The organism is Bacteroides gallinarum DSM 18171 = JCM 13658, from assembly GCF_000374365.1.
Lineage (GTDB): Bacteria > Bacteroidota > Bacteroidia > Bacteroidales > Bacteroidaceae > Bacteroides > Bacteroides gallinarum.
Map to the genome: position 1 here is coordinate 34535 of NZ_KB894119.1, position 22490 is coordinate 57024.

Genomic DNA, 22490 nt, shown 5'->3' on the forward strand with positions numbered 1-22490 from the left:
ATATCACAAAGATGAAAGCATTAACAGCAACAGATTTCAACTTTCCCGGACAGCAGAGCGTCTATCACGGAAAGGTACGCGATGTGTACAACATCAACGGTGAAAAGTTAGTCATGGTAGCCACCGACCGCATTTCGGCATTCGACGTAGTACTGCCGAAAGGTATTCCTTTCAAGGGACAGATGCTGAACCAGATTGCAGCCAAGTTCCTCGATGCTACCGCCGACATCTGCCCCAACTGGAAAACCGCCACTCCCGACCCCATGGTAACGGTAGGCGTGATGTGCGAAGGCTTCCCTATCGAGATGATTGTACGCGGCTATCTCTGCGGCAGCGCATGGCGTGCCTATAAGAGCGGTGTCCGCGAAATCTGCGGTGTAAAGCTGCCCGAAGGCATGAAGGAGAACCAGAAGTTCCCCGAGCCTATCATCACGCCGACCACGAAAGCTGAAATAGGCGAGCACGATGCCGACATTTCCAAGGAGGAAATCCTTGCCAAAGGCCTGGCTACCCCCGAAGAATACGCCGTTTTGGAGAAATATACAATGGCTCTCTTCAAACGCGGTACGGAAATCGCAGCAGAGCGCGGCCTGATTCTCGTCGATACCAAATACGAATTCGGCAAGCACAACGGTACTATCTACCTAATGGACGAAATCCATACGCCGGACTCCAGCCGCTACTTCTATTCCGAAGGCTACGAGGAGCGTTTTGCCAAGGGCGAACCGCAGAAACAGCTTTCGAAGGAGTTCGTGCGCGAATGGCTTATGGACAACGGTTTCCAGGGCAAAGAGGGACAGCAGGTTCCGGAAATGACGGATGAAATCGTTACTTCTATCAGCGACCGCTACATCGAGTTGTACGAACACATCACCGGCGAGAAGTTCGTAAAAGAAGATACGGACAACATCGCGGAACGTATCGAGAAAAACGTAACGGAATACCTGAAATAAATGGATTATCCCCAAGAACACATCAAGCCTTACGGCAAAGACGGTAAAAAGAGCGAACAGGTCGAAGAGATGTTCGACAACATCGCCCCTGCTTACGACAAGCTGAACCATACCCTGTCAATGGGTATAGACCGCAGTTGGCGCAGGAAAGCAATCGATGCGCTCCGCCCTTTCCACCCCCGGCGTATCATGGATGTGGCGACCGGAACCGGCGACTTCGCCATACTTGCCTGTCGCGAACTGAAGCCCGATACGCTGATAGGGACCGACATTTCCGAAGGCATGATGAACGTGGGACGCGAAAAAGTAAAACGGGCACGCCTCTCGGACAGGATTTCCTTTGTCCGGGAGGACTGTACCTCCCTCTCTTTTGCCGATGAAAGTTTCGATGCCGTAACCGTAGCGTTCGGCATCCGCAACTTCGACGGACTGGACAAAGGGCTGTCCGAGATATGCCGCGTACTGAAGCCCGGCGGACATCTCGTGATACTGGAACTCTCCACCCCGGAACGTTTCCCGATGAAGCAGCTCTTTACCGTTTACTCCAAGGCCGTCATTCCGCTACTCGGCAAATGCATCTCGAAAGACAACAGCGCCTATACCTACCTGCCCCAGAGCATCCGCGCCTTCCCGCAAGGTGAAATCATGCAGGGGGTTATCCGCAAGGCGGGCTTCGGCGAGGTACGCTTCAAGCGGCTGACTTTCGGAATATGTACCTTATACATTGCTAAGAAATAGCCACTATCTTCCTTTTTAACACACTTGGATATGCAGAAATACGGTTTAATCGGTTATCCGCTGAAACATTCGTTTTCTATCGGATACTTCAACGAGAAATTCAAAGCAGAGAACATCGACGCAGAATACGTGAACTTCGAGATTCCCCGTATCGAGGATTTTATGGAAGTGATTGAAGAAAACCCCAATCTCTGCGGACTCAATGTAACCATTCCTTACAAGGAGCAGGTTATCCCCTACCTCGACGAGCTGGATAAGGACACGGCCAAAATCGGTGCGGTCAACGTTATCAAGATTGTCCGTCTGCCCAAAGGCAAGGTGAAGCTGATAGGATGCAACTCGGACATCATCGGGTTTACGCAGTCTATCGAACCCTTGTTACAGCCCCACCACAAGAAAGCACTCATCCTGGGCACGGGCGGAGCGTCCAAAGCCGTACACCGCGGCCTGGAGAACCTGGGGATAGAGAGTACTTTCGTATCGCGTACCAAAAAGGACAATAGATACCTTACCTACGAGGAGCTGACTCCGGAGGTGATGTCGGAGCATACGGTCATCGTGAACTGTACTCCCGTGGGCATGTTCCCCAAGGTGGACTTCTGCCCGGATATTCCATATGAGCTGCTTACTCCCAACCATTTGCTCTACGATTTGTTATACAATCCAAATGAAACGCTCTTCATGAAGAAAGGCAAGGCACAGGGAGCCGTGGTAAAGAACGGCCTCGAGATGTTGCTGCTGCAAGCCTTCGCTGCATGGGAGATTTGGAACAAGTAACATGAAAAAAAGTATCAAATACGGCTTGCCCGCGCTGTTGGCGGTAATACTCATCGCCCTTGCCGGAGGAAGCTATTACATGCTCGGCTATTCGCTGACGCCGAAGGATAATAAAGGCAGGGACATCCCCGGCTCGTACGCATATATGCGCAGTACTTATCCGTTTATTACCCCGTGGCTGGACAGCCTGCAAACCGCGGGCGCCTTGCGCGACACTTTCATCATCAGCCCGGAAGGACGGCAGTTGCACGCCATGTTTGCCGCTGCCGCCAGACCTACCGGCAAGACGGCGGTCATCGTACACGGTTATACGGACAATGCCGTGCGTATGCTGATGATAGGTTATCTTTACAACAAAGAGCTGGATTACAACATACTCCTGCCGGACTTGCAGCATAACGGGCTGAGCGGAGGACCCGCCATACAAATGGGCTGGAAAGACAGGCTCGATGTATTGGAGTGGATGAACATAGCCGATACTCTTTTCGGGGGAAACACCCGAATGGTGGTGCACGGCATTTCCATGGGAGCAGCCACCACCATGATGCTGGCCGGTGAACCGCAGCAGCCTTTCGTGAAGTGTTTCGTGGAGGACTGCGGTTACACGAGCGTATGGGACGAGTTCTCGTTCCAGTTGAAAGAGATGTTCGGGTTGCCCGAATTTCCATTAATGTACACCACCAGCCGGCTATGCGATGCCAAGTACGGCTGGAATTTCAAGGAGGCTTCCTCCCTGAACCAGGTCAGGAAGTGTACCCTTCCCATGCTGTTCATACACGGGGACGCAGATACTTACGTGCCCACCCGCATGGTGTATCCTTTATACGACGCCAAAAGCGGGGCGAAGGAGTTGTGGATTGTTCCCGGCGCCACCCATGCCATGTCTTACAGGGATTATCCGCAGGAATATACGGAGCGTGTGAGGAATTTTGTGGAGAAATATATCCGTTAATGTGATTTTTCCTATCTTCGCCCCTACAAATACAATAGTATGAAACGAATTATCTCCATAGCGCTTTTCTTGTGCATGCTTGTTTCCTTGCAGGCACAAGAGGTTTATACAACCGATAACATTCCTAAGGTTCACCTTCAGGACAAGACACGTTACGTTTGTAACCCTGCCGGCATCCTCTCCGCTTCGGCATGCGATGAAATAGACCGTATGCTTTATGCCTTGGAACAGCAGACCGGTATCGAAACCGTAGTGGCCGTCGTGCCCTCTATCGGCAATGAGGATTGTTTCGACTTCTCGCACCGGCTGCTCAACGAATGGGGCGTAGGCAAGAAAGGTAAGAACAACGGACTGGTTATCTTGCTGGTAACCGACCAGCGCTGTATTCAGTTCTACACCGGATATGGTTTGGAGGGAGATTTGCCCGACGCCATTTGCAAACGTATCCAAACCCGCGACATGATTCCTTACCTGAAAGACGGCAACTGGGATGCCGGTATGGTAGCCGGCGTGCGTGCCGTATGCGCCCGTCTTGACGGTAGCATGGTTAACGATTCGGACGAAGGAGGAGGCAATCCCCCGATAGGAATGATTCTGACAGTGGTGGGGTTCTTTGCCGTGGCTATCGTAGCAGGAATATTGAAAACGCGCGCTGCAAGCAAATGCCCGCAATGCGGCCAGCATAAGCTGCAACGGAGCAACAGCGTACTCATTTCGCGCCACAACGGTGTGCGCACAGAAGATGTTACCTATACGTGCCGCAACTGCGGTCACAAGGTAGTACGCCGCCAGCAATCCCATGATGAGAATTACCGGGGCGGTGGTGGCGGAGGTCCCGTTATCTTCGGCGGAGGGAGAGGTTTCGGCGGAGGAGGCGGAGGCTTTAGCGGAGGCAGCTTCGGCGGTGGCATGGGTGGCGGAGGAGGCGCCGGCTCCCGGTTCTGAGCCGTAGTGCTGGACGCGCTTTGCAACAGGCTAAGCGTATTATTCTAATATAGCGTATCGTTTTATGTTGCATCGTTTTATATCGTATCATTTTATGTTGCATTATTTTATATCGCACCATTTTATATAGCATTGTCCTATATCGTATCAATTTATATAACGTCATTTTATATCGCATCATTAATATTAAAAAAAGAAGTATGAAAAAATCAACCATTATCATCATTGTTGTCGTAGCCCTTCTCGCCATTTGGGGTGTTACCGGTTATAACGGACTCGTTACCATGGACGAAAACGTCAGCGGGCAATGGTCTAACGTCGAAACACAATACCAACGCCGTGCCGACTTGATTCCGAACCTCGTAAATACCGTCAAAGGATATGCGTCCCACGAAAAGGAGACGCTGGAGGGTGTAGTAGAGGCTCGCAGCAAGGCCACGCAAATGACCGTAGATGCCAACGACCTGACCCCGGAAAAACTCGCCGAATACCAGAAGGCACAAGGTGCGGTTACTTCCGCTTTGGGCAAGCTGCTCGCCATTAGTGAAAACTATCCCGACCTAAAGGCCAACCAGAACTTCCTGGAGCTGCAAGCCCAATTGGAAGGTACGGAAAACCGCATCAACGTGGCGCGTACCAACTTCAACAATGCGGCGAAGAACTTCAATACGGCTATCCGCCGTTTCCCGAGAAATATCCTCGCCGGTCTTTTCGGCTTCGAGAAACGCGCTTATTTCGAAGCTGCCGAAGGCAGCGAACAGGCGCCCGAAGTGAAGTTCTGACAAACGGAAATCTGAAATTCCGATACCCCCTCATCCGGCACGACACCTGCAAACGGGTAAAAGCATGCTGCCGGACGAGGGGATATTTTTTATACAAAGCTAAGGCTATAAGCGAAATAATCACTACTTTTGTGCTCAATTGAACTAACTTATTATCTCATGAGTAATCAACGATACATGATGAGAGGCGTCAGCGCATCGAAAGAGGATGTGCACAACGCTATCAAGAACATCGACAAAGGTATTTTCCCGCAGGCTTTCTGCAAAATCATCCCCGACATCCTGGGCGGCGACCCCGAGTACTGTAACATCATGCATGCCGACGGTGCAGGAACGAAATCCAGCCTGGCTTACATGTACTGGAAAGAAACCGGCGACCTTTCGGTATGGAAAGGTATCGCACAGGATGCACTGATTATGAACATCGACGACCTGCTTTGCGTAGGTGCAGTAGATAATATACTGGTATCGAGCACTATCGGACGCAACAAGCTGCTTATTCCGGGTGAGGTAATCTCCGCTATCATCAACGGTACAGACGAATTGCTTGCCGAGCTCCGCGAAATGGGCGTGGGTGTGTACGCCACCGGCGGCGAGACGGCGGATGTGGGTGACCTGGTACGTACGATTATCGTAGACTCCACCGTGACCTGCCGCATGAAGCGCTCGGATGTCATAGACAATGCCAACATCCGTCCGGGCGATGTGATTGTAGGCCTGTCCTCCTGCGGGCAAGCCACTTATGAGAAAGAGTACAACGGCGGTATGGGCAGCAACGGGCTTACCAGCGCCCGCCATGATGTGTTCGCCAAGTACCTGGCAGAGAAATATCCCGAAAGTTACGACAAGGCAGTGCCCGACGAGCTGGTGTACAGCGGCAAGCTGAAACTGACGGACAGCGTGGAGGGCAGCCCGTTGGATGCCGGCAAGCTGGTACTCTCTCCCACCCGTACATATGCCCCGGTGGTAAAGAAGCTGCTCGATACGCTCCGTCCCGAAATCCACGGCATGGTGCACTGTTCCGGCGGCGCACAGACTAAGGTGCTGCACTTCGTTGGTGATAACTGCCGCGTTATAAAGGACAACCTTTTCCCTGTTCCGCCATTGTTCAGTACCATTAAGGAGCAAAGCGATACGGATTGGAGCGAAATGTACAAGGTATTCAATATGGGACACCGTCTCGAAGTGTATCTCTCGCCCGAACATGCGGAAGAGGTGATTGCTATCAGCAAGAGTTTCGATATCGACGCGCAAATCGTAGGTCGCATCGAGGAGAGTGACAAGAAGGAGCTGATTATCAGGAGCGAGTTCGGAGAGTTCAGATACTAAGGCATTAAGACATTAAGATAATGAAAAGACTCATTTATATTTTCTGTTGCTCTTCTGCATCATGATAACGGTTATCGCCGGTTGTCAGATTGCGGGGTAGGGTATCGGAGGTTCATCCACCCTTTGGCTATCTTTGACTTTTACATTTATCGGCGCAGGATATGTTGCCTACAACATGGGTATGAGAAAATATAAGCGGGTGCAAAAACTATGTGAATAAGCTAAATGGCAGATAACAATACCATACTTGAGAAACTGGAGGGGCTCGTTGCCCGCTTCGAGGAGGTATCTACATTGATAACCGACCCGGCGGTGATTGCCGACCAGAAGCGTTACGTCAAGCTCACCAAAGAATACAAAGAGCTGAACGACCTGATGAATGCCCGCAAAGAGTACATGCAGGTGCTGAACGGCATCGAGGAAGCCAAAGAAATCATCGCCAACGAAACCGACGCGGAGATGCGCGAAATGGCGCGCGAGGAGCTCGATGCCTGCCAGACGCGCCAGCCCGAACTGGAAGAACGGATAAAGCTGCTGCTCGTCCCTGCCGACCCGCAGGACAGCCGCAATGCCATTCTCGAAATCCGGGGCGGTGCAGGGGGCGACGAGGCCGCTATCTTTGCCGGCGACCTTTTCCGCATGTACACCAAATATTGCGAAACGAAAGGTTGGAAACTGGATATATCCAGCGCCAACGAGGGTGCTGCCGGCGGCTTCAAGGAAATCATCTGCTCCGTAACGGGCGACAACGTGTACGGCACACTGAAGTATGAATCGGGGGTGCACCGCGTACAGCGTGTGCCTGCCACCGAAACGCAGGGGCGTGTGCATACATCCGCCGCCTCCGTAGCCGTACTGCCCGAAGCAGAGGAGTTCGACGTGGTTATCAACGAAGGAGAAATCAAATGGGACACTTTCCGGAGCGGCGGTGCGGGCGGACAGAATGTAAACAAGGTGGAGTCCGGCGTACGCCTGCGCTATAACTGGAAGAATCCGAACACCGGTGTCGTAGAAGAAATCCTTATCGAATGTACCGAAACGCGCGACCAGCCGAAAAACAAGGAACGTGCCCTCGCGCGCCTCCGTACCTTTATATACGACAAAGAGCATCAGAAATACATCGACGATATCGCCTCCAAGCGTAAGACAATGGTTTCCACCGGCGACCGTTCGGCCAAAATCCGTACCTATAACTATCCGCAGGGACGCATTACCGACCACCGCATCAACTATACCATTTATAACCTTGCCGCCTTTATGGACGGCGATATCCAGGACTGCATCGACCACCTGATTGTTGCGGAGAATGCAGAAAGGCTGAAAGAAAGCGAATTATAATTATGAAAGGGCTATCAGTAAAGAAAGCGTTTCACACAGCTACCGGGGCGTTTCAAAATTGCCTGAGGCGCTTCCCCGTTGCGGTGGGCTTTATCTTTGCGTTCACGGCCTATCTTATCTACCTCACAGCGACAGACTGGAAAGGCGAGAACCGGATATTGTTCATAGCCGGCTATTATCTGTCTGTGGGCATCTTGCTTTCGCTCACGCTCCACCTGTGGGGCGAGGAAGCAAAAAGCCGCTTGTGGAAAACCGGTGTACAGTTGGCAGCGCATGTATTACTCGTAGCAGATGCTTTCCTTCTTTACCACTATCTCGCTGCGGAAAGTTCGTGGATTGAAATCGGCATCGCCCATGCAGCAGCTATTTTCGCCGTGGGGCTTTCTGTCTTCTTCCTTTCATTCCTGCGCGAGAAAAACGATATTGCAAGCTGGAACTTTGCCCTGAACACCCTTTCCGCATACATCGTTACACAGGTGATAGGTCTTGTCTTATGCGCGGGCATCAGCCTGTTGCTGCTCTCGCTGAACCAACTGTTCGGGATACATATCAGCGGTAAATGCTATGCCTATATCTACTACCTGTGCAATACGCTACTCGGCATGATGCTGTTTCTCGGGCTGTTGCCGCAGGGTAGCGGCAAGCATAACCCGCAACCGCATTCATCGGAATTCCTGAACGGTATCATACATTACCTGTTCCTTCCCCTTACGGCAGGTTACCTGATTGTACTTTACATCTATGCCGCCCGCATACTTGCCAGTTGGGAACTGCCCACAGGTTGGGTGTCGTGGCTTATCGTGGCGCTGATGACGGTATGTATCGCTATCCAATTCGGGCTGTACCCCACACGTTTCAAAGAAGGCAAGCGTTTCGACAACTGGACGGCACGCTGGCTGCCCGTACTGATACTGCCGCTGTTGCTGCTAATGACAATCGGCATCGCACGCCGGTTCAACGATTACGGCATTACCCTCAACCGGCTCTACCTCGCCACCCTCAACGGCTGGTTCTACATAGTATGTATCGGGCTGTTCGTTACAAAGGCGCGGCGTATCAACTGGATACCTATTTCGTTTGCGCTCATTTTCCTGCTGACATCCGCATTACCCGTCAATTATGCCAGCGTCACGAAAAGCGTTCTTCTCGACGAGATAAAGGCCGGGATGCAACATAGTTGCCGTACGGAGCCTCCCCTGTCGCTGCAAGAGTACAAGGAATGGATTTTTTCACTGCCGGAGCAGCAGGCAGCCCGGATAAACAGTAAACTCAAATACCTGAACAGTTGGTTCGGGGCGGAAAGTGTTGCCCGCCTGATAGACAAAGACGTAACTTACCACCTATATTCGATAGCGGTGGATATCGAGACGGATACGGCAGATGTCGAAACGGACGGCGACAGAGTTGCCTATAACGGCGAAGTCGGCAGCCAGGCTGTTATCGAGGTTCCCGAAGGTTATACCCGGTTCGCCGCCATACCCGGCAACGGCAGGTCGAGCCATTATTCCACCGTTCCCCGCCGACACCTGGAGAGCGGTATATTGCCCGTGCTGCTCGATACCCGTACCGGCGGGCTGAACGACAGCGTGTACATCGAGCTGAAAACCCTGGAGATGCTGGAAAAAGACAAGAAACACGGTCATATACCGCCTGTACGCTTCCGGTGCAACTCCCCGGAAAACCTGTTCGTCCTGACCGGTTTCGACATCGATTACGAAAAGGAGGGCGTTGAGGACATAACAATGAATATAAAAGGATATCTATTTAAAAAGTAAAATCACTAATAACAGAAATTCGATATGAACAAGCAACAACTCTTTGAAAATATCAAACGTAAGAAATCGTTTCTCTGCGTAGGCCTGGATACGGATATCAAGAAGATTCCGGAACATCTGCTGAAAGAAGAAGACCCGCTCTTTGCCTTCAACAAAGCGATAATCGATGCTACCGCCGACCTGTGCATCGCCTATAAGCCCAACCTCGCTTTCTACGAAAGCATGGGGGTAAAAGGCTGGATTGCTTTTGAGAAAACGGTAAACTACATCAAACGGAACTATCCCGACCAGTTCATCATAGCAGACGCCAAGCGCGGCGACATCGGCAACACCTCTGCCATGTACGCCCGTACCTTCTTCGAAGAGCTGGACATCGACTCCGTAACCGTAGCTCCTTATATGGGCGAAGACAGTGTTACCCCGTTCCTCACTTACGAAAACAAATGGGTTATCCTGCTTGCGCTGACCAGTAACAAAGGGTCGCACGATTTCCAACTGACGGAAGACCCGAACGGCGAACGCCTCTTCGAGAAAGTATTGCGCAAATCGCAGGAATGGGCAAACGACGAACAAATGATGTACGTAGTAGGTGCCACCCAGGGACGCGCCTTCGAGGACATCCGCAAGATTGTACCCAACCACTTCCTCTTAGTGCCCGGCGTAGGTGCACAGGGCGGTTCGCTGGAGGAGGTCTGCAAATATGGCATGAACGATACCTGCGGACTGATTGTAAATTCCAGCCGCGGCATTATCTACGTGGACAAGACCGAGAACTTTGCCGCCGCTTCACGCCAGGCCGCCCGGGAAGTACAGGCGCAAATGGCAGAGCAGTTGAAGAAAGTGACGAACGATTAGCGCCGGCGATTCGGCGGCGGACTGTTCCGCACAGGAGAAAAGCCCGACGGGCTATCCGGTATCAATAACCAACGACTATCAAAGTGCAAGCAAGAAAAATCATCAACGACCCGGTATTCGGATTCATCAACATACCGAAGGGGCTGCTGTACGACATCGTACGGCATCCCCTTTTGCAACGCCTGACACGTATCAGGCAACTGGGCTTGTCGTCCGTGGTATATCCCGGCGCACAGCATACCCGGTTCCAGCACTCACTGGGTGCTTTCTACCTGATGAGCGAAGCCATACAGCAACTCACAGCCAAAGGCAATTTCATCTTCGACAGCGAAGCGGAAGCCGTACAAGCGGCTATCCTGATGCACGACATCGGGCACGGCCCGTTCTCGCACGTACTCGAAGACACCATTGTAAAAGGCGTTTCGCACGAGGACATCTCCCTGATGCTAATGGAGCGTATCAACAAGGAGATGAACGGGCAGTTGACGCTTGCTATCCAGGTGTTCAAGGACGAATATCCCAAGCGTTTCCTGCACCAGTTGGTAAGCGGGCAACTGGATATGGACCGCCTGGACTATCTGCGCCGCGACAGCTTTTATACGGGGGTTACGGAAGGCAATATAGGCTCGGCGCGCATCATCAAGATGCTCGATGTAAAGGACGACCACCTGGTGATAGAGTCCAAAGGTATCTATTCCATTGAAAACTTTCTCACCGCACGCCGCCTGATGTATTGGCAGGTATATCTGCACAAGACATCGGTTGCCTACGAAAAGATGCTCATCAGTACCTTGCTGCGTGCCAAGGAACTGGCGGGCAAGGGGGTGGACTTGTTCGCTCCGCCCGCACTGAAGTTCTTCCTGTACAACGACATTAACCGGGACATATTCTACAATAACCCGGACTGCCTGGAAAACTACATCTGCCTGGACGACAACGATATCTGGACTGCCCTGAAGGTATGGAGCACCCACCCCGACAAGGTGCTTTCCACCCTGAGCCTGGGCATGATTAACCGCCGGATATTCAAGGTGGAAATATCCGCCGAGCCTTTCAGCCAGGAGCGGAAAGAAGAAATAATACGGCAAATCAGCCGGCAACTGGATATAACCGTTTCCGAAGCGGGCTATTTCATCTCCACACCCAGCATCGAGAAGAATATGTACGACCCGGCAGACGACAGCATCGACATCCTGTACAACGACGGTTCTACTAAAAACATAGCCGAAGCATCGGATATGCTCAATATATCCCTGCTCTCCAAAAAAGTAAAAAAATACTACTTGTGCTACCAGCGTTTGCATAGATAAGTATAAAATATTCATCACAGGACAAGGATATATAAAAAAAAAGTCCGTTATTTGTGTTTTGAAACCATCTAACAACAACATAACATGGAGTTCTCTGCTAAACAAATTGCAACATTTATACAAGGAGAAATCGTAGGAGACGAGAATGCGACCGTACACACCTTTGCCAAAATCGAAGAAGGAATACCCGGAGCAATCTCTTTCCTATCCAATCCCAAATACATACCCTACCTATACGAAACCCGGTCGAGCATCGTGCTGGTGAACAAGGATTTCATTCCCGAGCAAGAAGTCAAGACCACCATGATTAAGGTAGACAATGCCTACGAAAGCCTTGCCAAACTGTTGAACCTCTATGAGCAAAGCAAGCCCAAACGTACCGGTATCGACCCGCGCGCTTATGTTGCCGAGACAGCCAAAATAGGCAAAGATGTTTACATCGCTCCTTTTGCCTGCATCGGAGAATACGCAGAGGTGGGAGATAACACGGTTATCCACCCGCACGCCACTATCGGGAGCGGTGCGAAGGTAGGCAGCGACTGTATAATCTATGCAAACGTAACAATCTACCACGACTGCCGCGTAGGCAACCGTTGCATCCTGCATGCCGGCTGCGTAATCGGTGCGGACGGTTTCGGCTTCGCTCCTACCCCCGAGGGGTACGAAAAGATTCCCCAAATCGGTATCACCATACTGGAGGACGATGTGGAGATAGGCGCCAATACCTGCGTAGACCGCGCCACAATGGGAGCTACTATCGTGCACAGCGGTGTAAAACTGGATAATCTGGTACAGGTAGCCCATAACGATGAAATCGGTGCGCATACGGTAATGGCAGCCCAGGTAGGCATAGCCGGCTCTACCAAGATAGGCGAATGGTGCATGTTCGGCGGCCAAGTGGGCATTGCCGGACACATCCATATCGGGAACAAGGTGAACCTCGGCGCACAATCGGGTGTTCCAAGCAGTATCAAGGAAGGCAGCCAGCTCATCGGTACGCCGCCTATGGAAGTGAAACCCTACTTCAAGTCGCAGTCCGTATTCCGCAAGTTACCGGATATGTACTTCGAGCTGAACGCACTCCGTAAAGAACTCGATGAATTAAAAAAAACAATTAAATAAGTAACCAATGTTGAAACAAAAGACTCTGAAAGATAGCTTTTCACTCAGTGGAAAAGGTCTTCATACAGGACTCGACCTGACCGTTACTTTCAACCCCGCCCCGGACAACCACGGGTATAAGATTCAGCGCATCGACCTGGAAGGGCAGCCTGTCATCGACGCCGTTGCCGACAATGTGACCGAAACTACGCGCGGCACCGTACTCTCCAAAAGCGGAGTAAAGGTAAGTACCGTAGAGCATGGTATGGCAGCACTTTATGCACTGGGCATAGATAACTGCTTGATTCAGGTGAACGGCCCGGAATTTCCCATTCTGGACGGGAGCGCTCAATATTATGTCAACGAAATAGAACGTGTGGGCACGGTGGAACAGAATGCCGTAAAGGATTTCTATATCATCAAGTCCAAGATTGAATTCCGCGACGAAACGACCGGTTCGTCGATTATCGTACTGCCCGACGAGAATTTCAGCCTGAACGTACTGGTATCCTACGACTCCACTATCATCCCCAACCAGTTTGCCACACTGGAAGATATGACAAAATTCAAGGACGAGGTGGCAGCCAGCCGCACGTTCGTATTCGTACGCGAGATAGAGCCTTTGTTGCAGGCAGGGCTTATCAAAGGCGGCGACCTGGACAATGCTATCGTCATTTACGAACGGGAGATGCCGCAGGATGCCTACGACAAGCTTGCCGATGTCATGGGCGTTCCCCATATGGATGCCAAACAATTGGGTTACATCAACCACAAACCGCTGGTATGGCCTAACGAATGCGCCCGCCACAAACTGCTGGACGTTATAGGCGACCTGGCACTGATAGGCAAACCTATCAAAGGCCGCATCATCGCCACGCGTCCGGGACATACTATCAACAACAAGTTCGCCCGCCAGATGCGCAAGGAAATCCGCCTGCACGAGATACAGGCTCCGGCTTACGACTGCAACCGCGAACCGATAATGGACGTAAACCGTATCCGCGAGCTATTGCCCCACCGCTATCCGTTCCAACTGGTGGACAAAGTTATCGAAATAGGCGCCAACTATATCGTAGGCGTCAAGAACGTAACTGCCAACGAGCCTTTCTTTCAGGGACACTTCCCGCAAGAGCCGGTAATGCCGGGTGTACTGCAGGTGGAAGCAATGGCACAGACGGGCGGTCTGCTCGTCCTGAATTCCGTAGACGAGCCGGAGCGTTACTCCACCTACTTTATGAAGATAGACGGTGTGAAGTTCCGCCAGAAAGTAGTGCCGGGCGACACCTTGATTTTCCGTGTCGAGCTAATGGCTCCTATCCGCCGTGGCATCTCTACCATGAAAGGTTATGTATTCGTAGGCGAAAAGGTAGTGTGCGAGGCTGAATTTATGGCACAGATAGTAAAAAACAAGTAAGTTAATTATGAATTATAAGTTATGAACTATGAATGCCTTCTTATCATTCGTAATTCATCATTCATAATTCGACATTTATAATTGAATAACATGATAAGTCCCTTAGCGTATATTCATCCCGAAGCCCAAATCGGGGAAAACGTAGAGATTGCTCCTTTTGTTTTCATTGACAAGAATGTGGTAATCGGCGATAATAACAGGATTATGGCTAACGCCAACATCCTGTACGGCTCACGTATCGGCAACGGGAATACAATCTTTCCCGGAGCTGTAATCGGCGCTATCCCGCAAGACCTGAAATTCAGGGGAGAAGAGACTACCGCCGAGATAGGCGATAACAATATAATCCGTGAAAACGTAACGGTGAACCGGGGTACGGCTGCCAAAGGAAAGACAATCGTGGGCAGCAACAACCTGCTCATGGAAAGCGTACACGTAGCGCACGACGCCCTTATAGGCAACAGTTGCATTATCGGCAACTCCACCAAAATGGCCGGCGAGATTGTGATAGACGACTACTCCATAATCAGTGCCAACGTGCTGATGCACCAGTTCTGCCGCGTAGGCGGATTCGGCATGATACAGGGCGGCTGCCGTTTCAGCAAGGACATACCGCCGTACATCATAGCCGGACGCGAGCCTATCTGCTATGCAGGGCTCAACATCGTGGGACTGCGCCGCCGCGGTTTCTCCAACGAAACTATCGAAGCTATCCACGACGCCTACCGCATTATCTACCAAAGCGGAATGAACAATACGGAAGCCCTGAAAAAGATAGAGAATGAAATGGAAATGACGCCCGAAATCAGCTATATCGTAAGCTTCATACGCGAATCGGCGCGTGGTATTATTCCTGCAAGTAAATAACGGAGATTTATGACAAAGCCATAAATCTAAAAAATAATAAACTCAGCATGATATACAGATTTACCCTCATCTCCGACGAAGTGGACGACTTCGTACGAGAAATACAGATTGACCCGGAAGCCACTTTCTATGACTTCCACGAAGCTATCCTGAAATCAGTGGGTTATACCGACGACCAGATGACCTCTTTTTTCATCTGCGACGACGACTGGGAAAAGGAAAAGGAAGTTACCCTCGAAGAAATGGACGATAATCCGGAAATGGACAGTTGGGTGATGAAAGATACCCAAATCAGCGAGCTGGTAGAAGACGAAAAGCAGAAACTGCTGTACATCTTCGACTACATGACCGAACGCTGTTTCTTTATCGAACTCTCCGAGATTATCACCGGAAAGAATATGACCGGAGCCAAATGTACCCGGAAAGCGGGAGAAGCCCCCAAGCAAACCGTCGATTTCGAAGAAATGGCGGCTGCCGGCAGTTCGCTGGACTTGGACGAAAGCTTCTACGGCGACCAGGATTTCGATATGGAAGACTTCGACAAAGAAGGTTTCGGAGGCCTGGACGAAGGAACAGACATACCTTACGAAGAAGAAAAGCTTTAACTCTGTCGGGAAAAGCCAATGCCGGAAACCGGAAGACCGGCTGCGTTGCCACGCCGCACGGCAACTCCCGGTTTCCGGCTTTCATCCCTCAATACCTCCCTATGCATACCCTAATCGTACTTATAGGTCCTACGGGCGTAGGAAAGACCGAACTCAGCCTCCGGTTGGCAGAGCATTTCCGGACATGCATCGTTTCCGCCGACTCCAGACAACTCTATGCCGGTTTGCAAATCGGCACGGCAGCCCCTACACCGGAACAACTGCAAAGGGTGCGGCATTACTTCGTAGGTACGCTGCAACTCACCGACTATTACAGCGCCGCCCAGTACGAAACCGAAGTACTGCAACTGCTCGAAAAACTCTATACCGAACACGAAGTCGTACTCCTCGCCGGAGGTTCCATGATGTACGTGGATGCCGTATGCAAAGGTATCGATGATATTCCCACCGTAGACGCAGACACCCGCCGGCTCATGCTGCAAAAGTACGAAACGGAAGGACTGGAGAACTTGTGCGCCGAGCTGAAACTGTTGGACCCGGCATATTACAAGATTGTAGACCTGAAAAACCCCAAACGCGTAATCCACGCCCTGGAAATCTGCTACATGACAGGCAAGACCTACACCTCGTTCCGCACGCAGCAGAAGAAAGAACGCCCCTTCCGTATCATCAAGATAGGACTGACGCGCGACCGTGAAGAACTGTACAGCCGCATAAACCGCCGTGTGGAACAGATGATAGCGGACGGACTGATAGAAGAAGCGCGCAACGTCTATGCCCACCGGGCACTCAATTCCCTGAACACGGTAGGCTACAAAGAGATATTCAACTACCTCGACGGCAAGTGGACACTGCCTTTCGCCATTGAAAAAATCCAGCAGAACTCCCGCATCTATTCCCGTAAACAAATGACATGGTTCAGGCGGGACAAAGAAATACGCTGGTTTCATCCGGAACAGGAAACGGAGATACTTGCATACCTCCGTTCCCGATTAACCTGACTCCGCCTTACCGGTAACGGACTCCCCCCGGAAAGACTGGCCGTCCTTATATGCCCGTTACCATTACGGCAAAGCCGTTATCGTCTTTTTCAGCCGTATATCCTGGCTGGAAGCACCTATCATCACCTCGAACTCACCCGGCTCCACCGTCCAGTTCATATTGCGGTCTAACAGTTGCAAGTCCTCCGGTTTCAAGGAGAATACCACCTCCCTGGTTTCACCCGGTTGGAGAGACACCCGCTCGAAACCGCGTAACTGCGAGTCGTAGGGGATAACGCTGCCCACCTTGTCGCGTACATACAACTGCACCACCTCGTCGCCGGCACGTTTCCCGGTATTCGTTACATCGACCTTGACCGTATATTCCCCCTGCGTACGCTGCTGCAACGGCGAAACCTCCAGATTGGAGTATGCAAAGGTAGTATAGCTCAATCCGAACCCGAACGGGTACAACTCGCCGATAACGCGCGTAGCTCCCGAACCGTTGGGACCGGATGCCGGTTGGCTACCGTGCGAACCGGGCTTAAAGGGAAAGTTCAGCTCTATCTGCCCTACACTCTTCGGGAAAGTAACCGTCAGCCTACCGCCCGGATTATGCTCGCCGAACAGCGTCTCCGCAATAACCGTTCCACCCTGGCAACCGGGAAACCACGCCTCCAGAATGGCGGGAATATGCGCATCCGCCCAGTTAATGGTTAACGGCTGGCCGTTTATCAGCACCAGCACCACCGGTTTGCCCGTAGCATGCAACGCCTCGAGCAACTGTTGCTGGCGTCCCGGCAAATCGAGCGAAGTACGCGAACGGCTCTCACCCGTACGATATTCATCCTCTCCGAGCACGGCAATAACTACATCGCTCTCGCGGGCTTTCGCCACCGCCTCGGCAATACCCTGCTCCTCCCGCTCGTCCATGGGGACAGGCAATATTTCCGTAGCAGGCCAGCCGGCATCCACAATATCGCACCCTTCGGCATACTCCACCCGGGCGGAACCTTTCAGATAACTACGCAAGCCGTCGAGCACGGTAACCGTCTCCAACCCGTTGGGGCCGTAGCGGCTGGTCATAAAATTATCTTCATCGGCCAAAGGACCGGTTACCAGTACTTTCTTTACCTGCCGCTTGTCCAGCGGGAGAATGTTATTCTCATTCTTCAGCAGCACGAGCGCCTGCTGTTGCATCTGCTTCACGAAATCCATATTCCGGTCTACTCCGCCCACCCGGTCGGCAGCCTTCGTATCCGCCACATAAGGCTGGTCGAACAATCCCAGGCGGAACTTGACCCGCAGCACCTCCGACACCCGTTTGTCTATCGTAGCCATTGAAATCTTCTTCTCCTCCAGCAACCGGCGCACAGGCAAGATAAAATCGGAAGGCGGGGTAAAGTGGGTACGTACATTCAAGCCCGCCTCCAACACCTGGCGCACAGCCTCATCATACGAGTCCGCCACACGGTGCTTGGACTCCACGAACTCCACAGCCTGGCTGTCGCTCACCACATAACCGTCGAACCCGTATTCCTCGCGCAACAGCTCCGTCAAGAAGTAATAACTGGCGGACACGGGCACACCGTCCCAATCGTTATAACTGCTCATCACCCCCATAGGACGGGCATCCCGGATAACCTTCCTGAAAGGATAAAGGAAAAGCTGGTGCAGCTCGCGCGGCGCTACGTGGGGGTCGGTACGGCAGTTCCCGTCGCGCCCGCCTTTGGGCACACTGTAAACGGCATAATGTTTCAAGGTCGCCGCTACCCCCTGCGACTGGATGCCGTTCACCATTTCCGTACCCAGCGCCGCTATCAGGTAAGGGTCTTCCCCGTAACACTCCAACGTGCGCCCCCAGCGCGGGTCGCGCACCACATCCAGTATGGGAGCATACACATTGGTATATCCCAATGCCCTCGCCTCCTGTCCGGCTATGACACCGGCACGATGCACTAACTCCTTGTTCCAGGTACTCCCGATAGCGATAGGTGCCGGCAGCGGGGTGGCCTTCGTATGGTTCAGTCCGTGAATGCCCTCATTGGAAAAGTCTACGGGAATTCCCAACCGGGTTTCCTCCACAAACCAGCGCTGCACGGTATTGATAGCCTCGGCATGGTTACTGAAAGGATACGACAAGCTACGGAGGCGGGCTGATTTCTGCCCTACCCCGTTCAGCATCTCGTCGATATTGGCAATGCCGTCTTTCCATATCTCGTTCTTCCAGCCGGCGGTAGGCAAGGAGTCCTTCAACACACGCCCGTAACCGTAAAGGGTTGCCAGTTGGCAGGTTTTCTCCTCCACCGACATCTGGGAGAGCAAGTCCGCCACCCGTTTTTCGACGGGTTGGGCGGGGTCTTCATAAACATCCTTCACTCCGTTCTTGTTGAAATCTATCCAACCTTTCCGGTATATCTCCCTGTTTTGTGCCTGCACATTCCCGGCAAGCCCCAAGCACAGGACGGAAATGCCGGCGATAAGTTCGTACCTCATTGTATAAAACCGATTATATAATTAAAACCCGAATAATTCCGCATATTGTGCGCCCACAAAAGCATCCAACTCGCCGTAGAGCGACCGTATGCCCCCGGTATCCGCGCTTCCCTTCCTGCGCCACTCCTCCAAAAGCGGCGCGGTGCGCCGGAATACCTCCTCCTCTACCGGAGCCAACAACTGCATATAGCCGTTCTTGTCTGCATTGTAAAGCTTCTCCCAGTTCATATAGCGGTTACTGCCCATGCCCTGTTTGTAAGAGAATACATCGCCAGCCAACGTTACCGACCAATCTCCCAGAGGAGACACCTTTGTCGTTTCGTCGCGGAGGAGCAGTCCAGGCAACCCCTCGTCCGCACCTTTCACCCACACAGGCATCGCCACCCCTGTGGGCGGATAGCCCAGAATCGTCCACATCGTAGTGAGTTCCGGGTTCTCCCCCGGCTTCACCCCCTGCACGACAACCGAACTTGCCGTGCTGCTACGGGCTATGAAATCCTGGTCTACAAACCACCCGGTCGTTTCGGGACGGTTGAAGCCTCCGCTTTTCAAGTCGATTCCCAAGAGCGGATTGGCGAAAGAACGGGCAAGCTCGCCGAATATCCATTGCGGGGTAATCTGCCCGGTAGCCGAAGCAGGCATCAGCAACTTATCTTCCTGCATAAAGCGGACATAACCCGCGCCCTCGTTCACCTTGCCAGAAAAAGAGAAGTTAGTACGGGCTATATACCCGCAAGGCGCATCTTTGGGATTATTGGCATCGTACATCACATAGTTATAATAATCCGCTTCGAACATAGCCGCACCGCCGGCGGCATCGATTACACCGAAGTTGGCCTCAATCAGGCTGGGCTTCGGCAAGGTATCGAGAAAGTGCCGGAAATCGTCCACCGTAGTACAAACCTCCAATGCACGGCGCATTACGCGCCCGTTGGCCTCGCCGCGCTCCTCGCCGGGCTTTACCTCGACCAGGTTATAGGACTGCGTGTTCATAATGGAAAAGCCTGCGGCGTTCGTACCTATCCACACATCCGTCGGATTATCCTCTACACTGTTGACAACGGCTATAAACGGATAACGCCCGCCGGCAAAATACCTCACACTGTTTTGCGGAAAGTCCGTATCCCGGTTCTTCCACAACAAAGGACGCCCGTCGGGAGTAACCTTACCGGAAATTACGGCAGACGTACAGGCGGAAAGCGGTCTGGCGCTTCCCAAGGAAATGATGAAAGCAATCAAAACGGGCAGAATCTGTTTCATAGTAAGAAAAGTTTTATCATTCGTTGAGACAAAGATAAAAAATCAATCCGGATTAGGGATAATATATAAAAGAAAGAGGGCAGCAAAATTCACCGCAGAATTACACGGATTTACACAGATTGAAAGCTAAACGATTGATTATCACAATAAGTAATCTATGAAAAATCGTGTAGTCCTATGGTAACAAAAGAACTTTAGCACACCTCCCCGCCAGATTGACAGCCCGAAAGGTTATCCGCCATTTCCCCTTATCGCAGTCCTCCCGCCGCCTGCCCCGTCCGGCGCTTTCGGCGGCATTGTCCGGCTCCATACCCCAAATACCTACTAATAGCGATTGCAATTCTCGAAGAAAAGCCGTTACTTTGCGCCCGGAACATAGAGTAGAAAGGAATAACTTACAATGAATGAGCAACATAAATATCGGGCAACGGACAAGATGAGCGACCTCATCTGCGACAATTACTCCTTATTAATGGTGATGAGCCGCTTCGGGCTGTCGCTGGGATTCGGAGACAAGAGCGTGAAAGACGTCTGCGAAGCCCAGAATGTAGACTTCCGGACTTTTCTCGCCGTAGCCAACTTCATCAGCGAAGAGCAATACTCTTACAGCGACGATGAAAATTCATTCTCTATTCCGGCACTCATGGATTATCTGAAACGTGCCCATACCTATTTTCTCGACTTCAACCTGCCCGCCATACGCCGCAAGCTGATAGAGGCCATAGACTGTTCCAGGGATAACGATGTGGCCTACCTCATCCTTAAGTTCTTCGATGAATACGCCAAGGAAGTGCGTCGTCATATGGAATACGAGAACGAGGCGGTCTTTACCTACGTGAAGCAGTTGCTGGAAGGCACACTGTCCGACGAGTACAACATCGCTACTTTCGCCAGCAAGCACAATCAGATAGACACCAAACTGAAAGAGCTGAAAAACATCATCATCAAGTACTATCCGGAAAAAGAGAACAATAATCTTCTGAATGCCGTCCTGTTCGACATCTTCAACTGCGAGCAAGACCTTGCATCGCATTGCCAGGTAGAAGACTATATGTTCGTTCCCGCCGTAGCACAAATAGAAAAGAGACTGAAAGATGAACAATAATATTTCCCTGAAAGTAGTTGTTGCAGAAACCTCGGTCATCGTACGAAGTGGTCTTGCGGCAGTACTCAAACGCATTCCCAACCTGAATGTGCACCCTATCGAGGTGTCTTCGCCGGAAGCGTTGCAAAACTACATCCACCTGCACACACCCGACATCGTAATCATCAATCCCACTTTCGGCGGCTGGTTCGACCTGCCCGCTTTCAAAGCCGACAACAGGAACGGTATCAAATACATCGCCCTGGTATGCTCCGTCATCGACAACAACACCCTGAAGGAATACGACGAGAATATCGCCATTTGCGACGATACCGAAGCGATTACCGCTAAAATCAACCACCTGCTCCACACCGAGGAAGAAGAGAAAGACAACGAACAAGAAACGCTCAGCCAACGCGAAAAGGAAATCATCACGTGCGTTGTGAAGGGTATGACCAACAAGGCGATTGCCGACAAGCTGTATCTCTCTATCCACACCGTAATCACCCACCGCCGCAACATTGCGCGCAAATTGCAGATACACTCTCCCGCAGGACTCACGATTTACGCCATTGTGAATAAACTGGTGGAACTGAGCGACATCAAGGACAACTTATAATCCCGTCCGCCCCCTCCTCCATACATCCCGTTAGGAAAGAGACATAAGTCCCTTTCCAAGGCTGCCTCCCTATACGGGAAAAGTATGCCGACCTACCTCCCAAGCTTCATCTCTAACCTAAAGATGTTCATCTTTAGCTTGAAGATGTATATCTCTACGCTAAAGACGAGCGTCTTTAGGCTGAAGATAAGCCTTATCCCATACTTTACCGTCCTTCCCCAAGCAACTCTGCCCCTTTCGGTAAGTACTTCAAGATAGCTCTCCCTATAACCCGAGCCAGATAGCATCATCCGTGCCTGCCATAAAGCAA

At 51.7% G+C, this 22490-nt stretch carries 20 protein-coding genes; 18 read left to right on the forward strand and 2 right to left on the reverse strand.

What is annotated here, in order from left to right:
• Positions 1–11: 11 nt before the first annotated feature.
• From C233_RS0104450 to miaA, 16 genes are all read left to right on the forward strand, one after another.
• Positions 12–953: a phosphoribosylaminoimidazolesuccinocarboxamide synthase gene (locus C233_RS0104450; RefSeq protein ID WP_018666217.1), complete on the forward strand. Its 942-nt coding sequence runs from the start codon at positions 12–14 to the stop codon at positions 951–953.
• Positions 954–1691 (forward strand): bifunctional demethylmenaquinone methyltransferase/2-methoxy-6-polyprenyl-1,4-benzoquinol methylase UbiE, encoded by a 738-nt coding sequence (gene ubiE / locus C233_RS0104455; RefSeq protein ID WP_018666218.1) that lies wholly within the window; start codon positions 954–956, stop codon positions 1689–1691.
• A gap of 30 nt (positions 1692–1721) precedes the next feature.
• A complete protein-coding gene (locus C233_RS0104460; protein WP_018666219.1) occupies positions 1722–2468 on the forward strand; it encodes a shikimate dehydrogenase family protein in 747 nt (248 codons plus the stop codon).
• Position 2469: 1 nt separating this feature from the next.
• Positions 2470–3420 carry an alpha/beta hydrolase gene (locus tag C233_RS0104465; RefSeq protein WP_018666220.1) on the forward strand — a complete coding sequence of 317 codons (951 nt, stop codon included), beginning with the start codon at positions 2470–2472 and terminating at the stop codon, positions 3418–3420.
• A gap of 39 nt (positions 3421–3459) precedes the next feature.
• The gene (locus tag C233_RS0104470; RefSeq protein WP_025068612.1) at positions 3460–4365 is read left to right on the forward strand and encodes a TPM domain-containing protein; all 906 of its coding nucleotides are present in this window, start codon (positions 3460–3462) and stop codon (positions 4363–4365) included.
• Positions 4366–4565: 200 nt separating this feature from the next.
• A complete protein-coding gene (locus C233_RS0104475; RefSeq protein ID WP_018666222.1) occupies positions 4566–5147 on the forward strand; it encodes a LemA family protein in 582 nt (193 codons plus the stop codon).
• Between the two features lie 159 nt (positions 5148–5306).
• Positions 5307–6476, forward strand: coding sequence for an AIR synthase related protein (locus C233_RS0104480; RefSeq protein ID WP_025068613.1), 1170 nt, complete (start codon positions 5307–5309; stop codon positions 6474–6476).
• A 225-nt stretch (positions 6477–6701) separates the two neighbouring features.
• The gene (gene prfA, locus C233_RS0104485) at positions 6702–7814 is read left to right on the forward strand and encodes a peptide chain release factor 1 (protein WP_018666224.1); all 1113 of its coding nucleotides are present in this window, start codon (positions 6702–6704) and stop codon (positions 7812–7814) included.
• A gap of 2 nt (positions 7815–7816) precedes the next feature.
• Positions 7817–9589, forward strand: a complete 1773-nt coding sequence (locus tag C233_RS0104490) for a DUF4153 domain-containing protein (protein ID WP_018666225.1) — start codon at positions 7817–7819, stop codon at positions 9587–9589.
• A 24-nt stretch (positions 9590–9613) separates the two neighbouring features.
• Positions 9614–10444: an orotidine-5'-phosphate decarboxylase gene (gene pyrF, locus C233_RS0104495; RefSeq protein ID WP_018666226.1), complete on the forward strand. Its 831-nt coding sequence runs from the start codon at positions 9614–9616 to the stop codon at positions 10442–10444.
• Between the two features lie 83 nt (positions 10445–10527).
• The gene (locus C233_RS0104500; protein WP_018666227.1) at positions 10528–11754 is read left to right on the forward strand and encodes an HD domain-containing protein; all 1227 of its coding nucleotides are present in this window, start codon (positions 10528–10530) and stop codon (positions 11752–11754) included.
• 84 nt (positions 11755–11838) lie between these two features.
• Positions 11839–12876 carry a UDP-3-O-(3-hydroxymyristoyl)glucosamine N-acyltransferase gene (gene lpxD / locus C233_RS0104505; protein ID WP_018666228.1) on the forward strand — a complete coding sequence of 346 codons (1038 nt, stop codon included), beginning with the start codon at positions 11839–11841 and terminating at the stop codon, positions 12874–12876.
• Positions 12877–12883: 7 nt separating this feature from the next.
• Complete coding sequence (locus C233_RS0104510; protein ID WP_018666229.1) at positions 12884–14269, forward strand: bifunctional UDP-3-O-[3-hydroxymyristoyl] N-acetylglucosamine deacetylase/3-hydroxyacyl-ACP dehydratase; 1386 nt, start codon at positions 12884–12886, stop codon at positions 14267–14269.
• A gap of 90 nt (positions 14270–14359) precedes the next feature.
• A complete protein-coding gene (lpxA, locus tag C233_RS0104515; RefSeq protein ID WP_018666230.1) occupies positions 14360–15136 on the forward strand; it encodes an acyl-ACP--UDP-N-acetylglucosamine O-acyltransferase in 777 nt (258 codons plus the stop codon).
• Positions 15137–15183: 47 nt separating this feature from the next.
• The gene (locus C233_RS0104520; RefSeq protein ID WP_018666231.1) at positions 15184–15741 is read left to right on the forward strand and encodes an IS1096 element passenger TnpR family protein; all 558 of its coding nucleotides are present in this window, start codon (positions 15184–15186) and stop codon (positions 15739–15741) included.
• 101 nt (positions 15742–15842) lie between these two features.
• Positions 15843–16742 (forward strand): tRNA (adenosine(37)-N6)-dimethylallyltransferase MiaA, encoded by a 900-nt coding sequence (miaA, locus tag C233_RS0104525; RefSeq protein ID WP_018666232.1) that lies wholly within the window; start codon positions 15843–15845, stop codon positions 16740–16742.
• 63 nt (positions 16743–16805) lie between these two features.
• Here the strand turns inward: miaA and C233_RS0104530 are convergent, their stop codons facing one another.
• Together C233_RS0104530 and C233_RS0104535 are read right to left on the reverse strand one after the other, a co-directional pair.
• Positions 16806–19217, reverse strand: coding sequence for a glycoside hydrolase family 3 N-terminal domain-containing protein (locus C233_RS0104530; protein ID WP_018666233.1), 2412 nt, complete (start codon positions 19215–19217; stop codon positions 16806–16808).
• Between the two features lie 21 nt (positions 19218–19238).
• The gene (locus C233_RS0104535) at positions 19239–20477 is read right to left on the reverse strand and encodes a carcinine hydrolase/isopenicillin-N N-acyltransferase family protein (RefSeq protein ID WP_018666234.1); all 1239 of its coding nucleotides are present in this window, start codon (positions 20475–20477) and stop codon (positions 19239–19241) included.
• A 400-nt stretch (positions 20478–20877) separates the two neighbouring features.
• On the opposite strand from C233_RS0104535, the gene C233_RS0104540 reads away from it, so the two are divergent.
• Both C233_RS0104540 and C233_RS0104545 read left to right on the forward strand, forming a co-directional pair.
• Entirely contained in the window at positions 20878–21582 is a 705-nt protein-coding gene (locus C233_RS0104540) for a hemerythrin domain-containing protein (protein ID WP_018666235.1), read from the forward strand.
• On the forward strand, positions 21572–22180 hold the full coding sequence (locus C233_RS0104545; RefSeq protein ID WP_018666236.1) for a response regulator transcription factor: 609 nt from the start codon (positions 21572–21574) through the stop codon (positions 22178–22180). Before C233_RS0104540 ends, C233_RS0104545 begins: the two co-directional genes overlap by 11 nt.
• The last annotated feature ends 310 nt before the right edge of the window (positions 22181–22490 follow it).

What these genes read in the sequence shown, in the direction of transcription:
- C233_RS0104535 (WP_018666234.1), bottom strand. Translation starts at nt 20,477, where the DNA reads ATGAAACAGATTCTGCCCGTTTTGATTGCTTTCATCATTTCCTTGGGA.
- C233_RS0104490 (WP_018666225.1), top strand. Translation starts at nt 7,817, where the DNA reads ATGAAAGGGCTATCAGTAAAGAAAGCGTTTCACACAGCTACCGGGGCG.
- C233_RS0104450 (WP_018666217.1), top strand. Translation starts at nt 12, where the DNA reads ATGAAAGCATTAACAGCAACAGATTTCAACTTTCCCGGACAGCAGAGC.
- C233_RS0104460 (WP_018666219.1), top strand. Translation starts at nt 1,722, where the DNA reads ATGCAGAAATACGGTTTAATCGGTTATCCGCTGAAACATTCGTTTTCT.
- C233_RS0104540 (WP_018666235.1), top strand. Translation starts at nt 20,878, where the DNA reads ATGAATGAGCAACATAAATATCGGGCAACGGACAAGATGAGCGACCTC.
- lpxA (WP_018666230.1), top strand. Translation starts at nt 14,360, where the DNA reads ATGATAAGTCCCTTAGCGTATATTCATCCCGAAGCCCAAATCGGGGAA.
- miaA (WP_018666232.1), top strand. Translation starts at nt 15,843, where the DNA reads ATGCATACCCTAATCGTACTTATAGGTCCTACGGGCGTAGGAAAGACC.
- C233_RS0104510 (WP_018666229.1), top strand. Translation starts at nt 12,884, where the DNA reads ATGTTGAAACAAAAGACTCTGAAAGATAGCTTTTCACTCAGTGGAAAA.
- C233_RS0104530 (WP_018666233.1), bottom strand. Translation starts at nt 19,217, where the DNA reads ATGAGGTACGAACTTATCGCCGGCATTTCCGTCCTGTGCTTGGGGCTT.
- C233_RS0104520 (WP_018666231.1), top strand. Translation starts at nt 15,184, where the DNA reads ATGATATACAGATTTACCCTCATCTCCGACGAAGTGGACGACTTCGTA.
- C233_RS0104475 (WP_018666222.1), top strand. Translation starts at nt 4,566, where the DNA reads ATGAAAAAATCAACCATTATCATCATTGTTGTCGTAGCCCTTCTCGCC.
- prfA (WP_018666224.1), top strand. Translation starts at nt 6,702, where the DNA reads ATGGCAGATAACAATACCATACTTGAGAAACTGGAGGGGCTCGTTGCC.
- pyrF (WP_018666226.1), top strand. Translation starts at nt 9,614, where the DNA reads ATGAACAAGCAACAACTCTTTGAAAATATCAAACGTAAGAAATCGTTT.
- C233_RS0104480 (WP_025068613.1), top strand. Translation starts at nt 5,307, where the DNA reads ATGAGTAATCAACGATACATGATGAGAGGCGTCAGCGCATCGAAAGAG.
- lpxD (WP_018666228.1), top strand. Translation starts at nt 11,839, where the DNA reads ATGGAGTTCTCTGCTAAACAAATTGCAACATTTATACAAGGAGAAATC.
- C233_RS0104465 (WP_018666220.1), top strand. Translation starts at nt 2,470, where the DNA reads ATGAAAAAAAGTATCAAATACGGCTTGCCCGCGCTGTTGGCGGTAATA.
- ubiE (WP_018666218.1), top strand. Translation starts at nt 954, where the DNA reads ATGGATTATCCCCAAGAACACATCAAGCCTTACGGCAAAGACGGTAAA.
- C233_RS0104545 (WP_018666236.1), top strand. Translation starts at nt 21,572, where the DNA reads ATGAACAATAATATTTCCCTGAAAGTAGTTGTTGCAGAAACCTCGGTC.
- C233_RS0104470 (WP_025068612.1), top strand. Translation starts at nt 3,460, where the DNA reads ATGAAACGAATTATCTCCATAGCGCTTTTCTTGTGCATGCTTGTTTCC.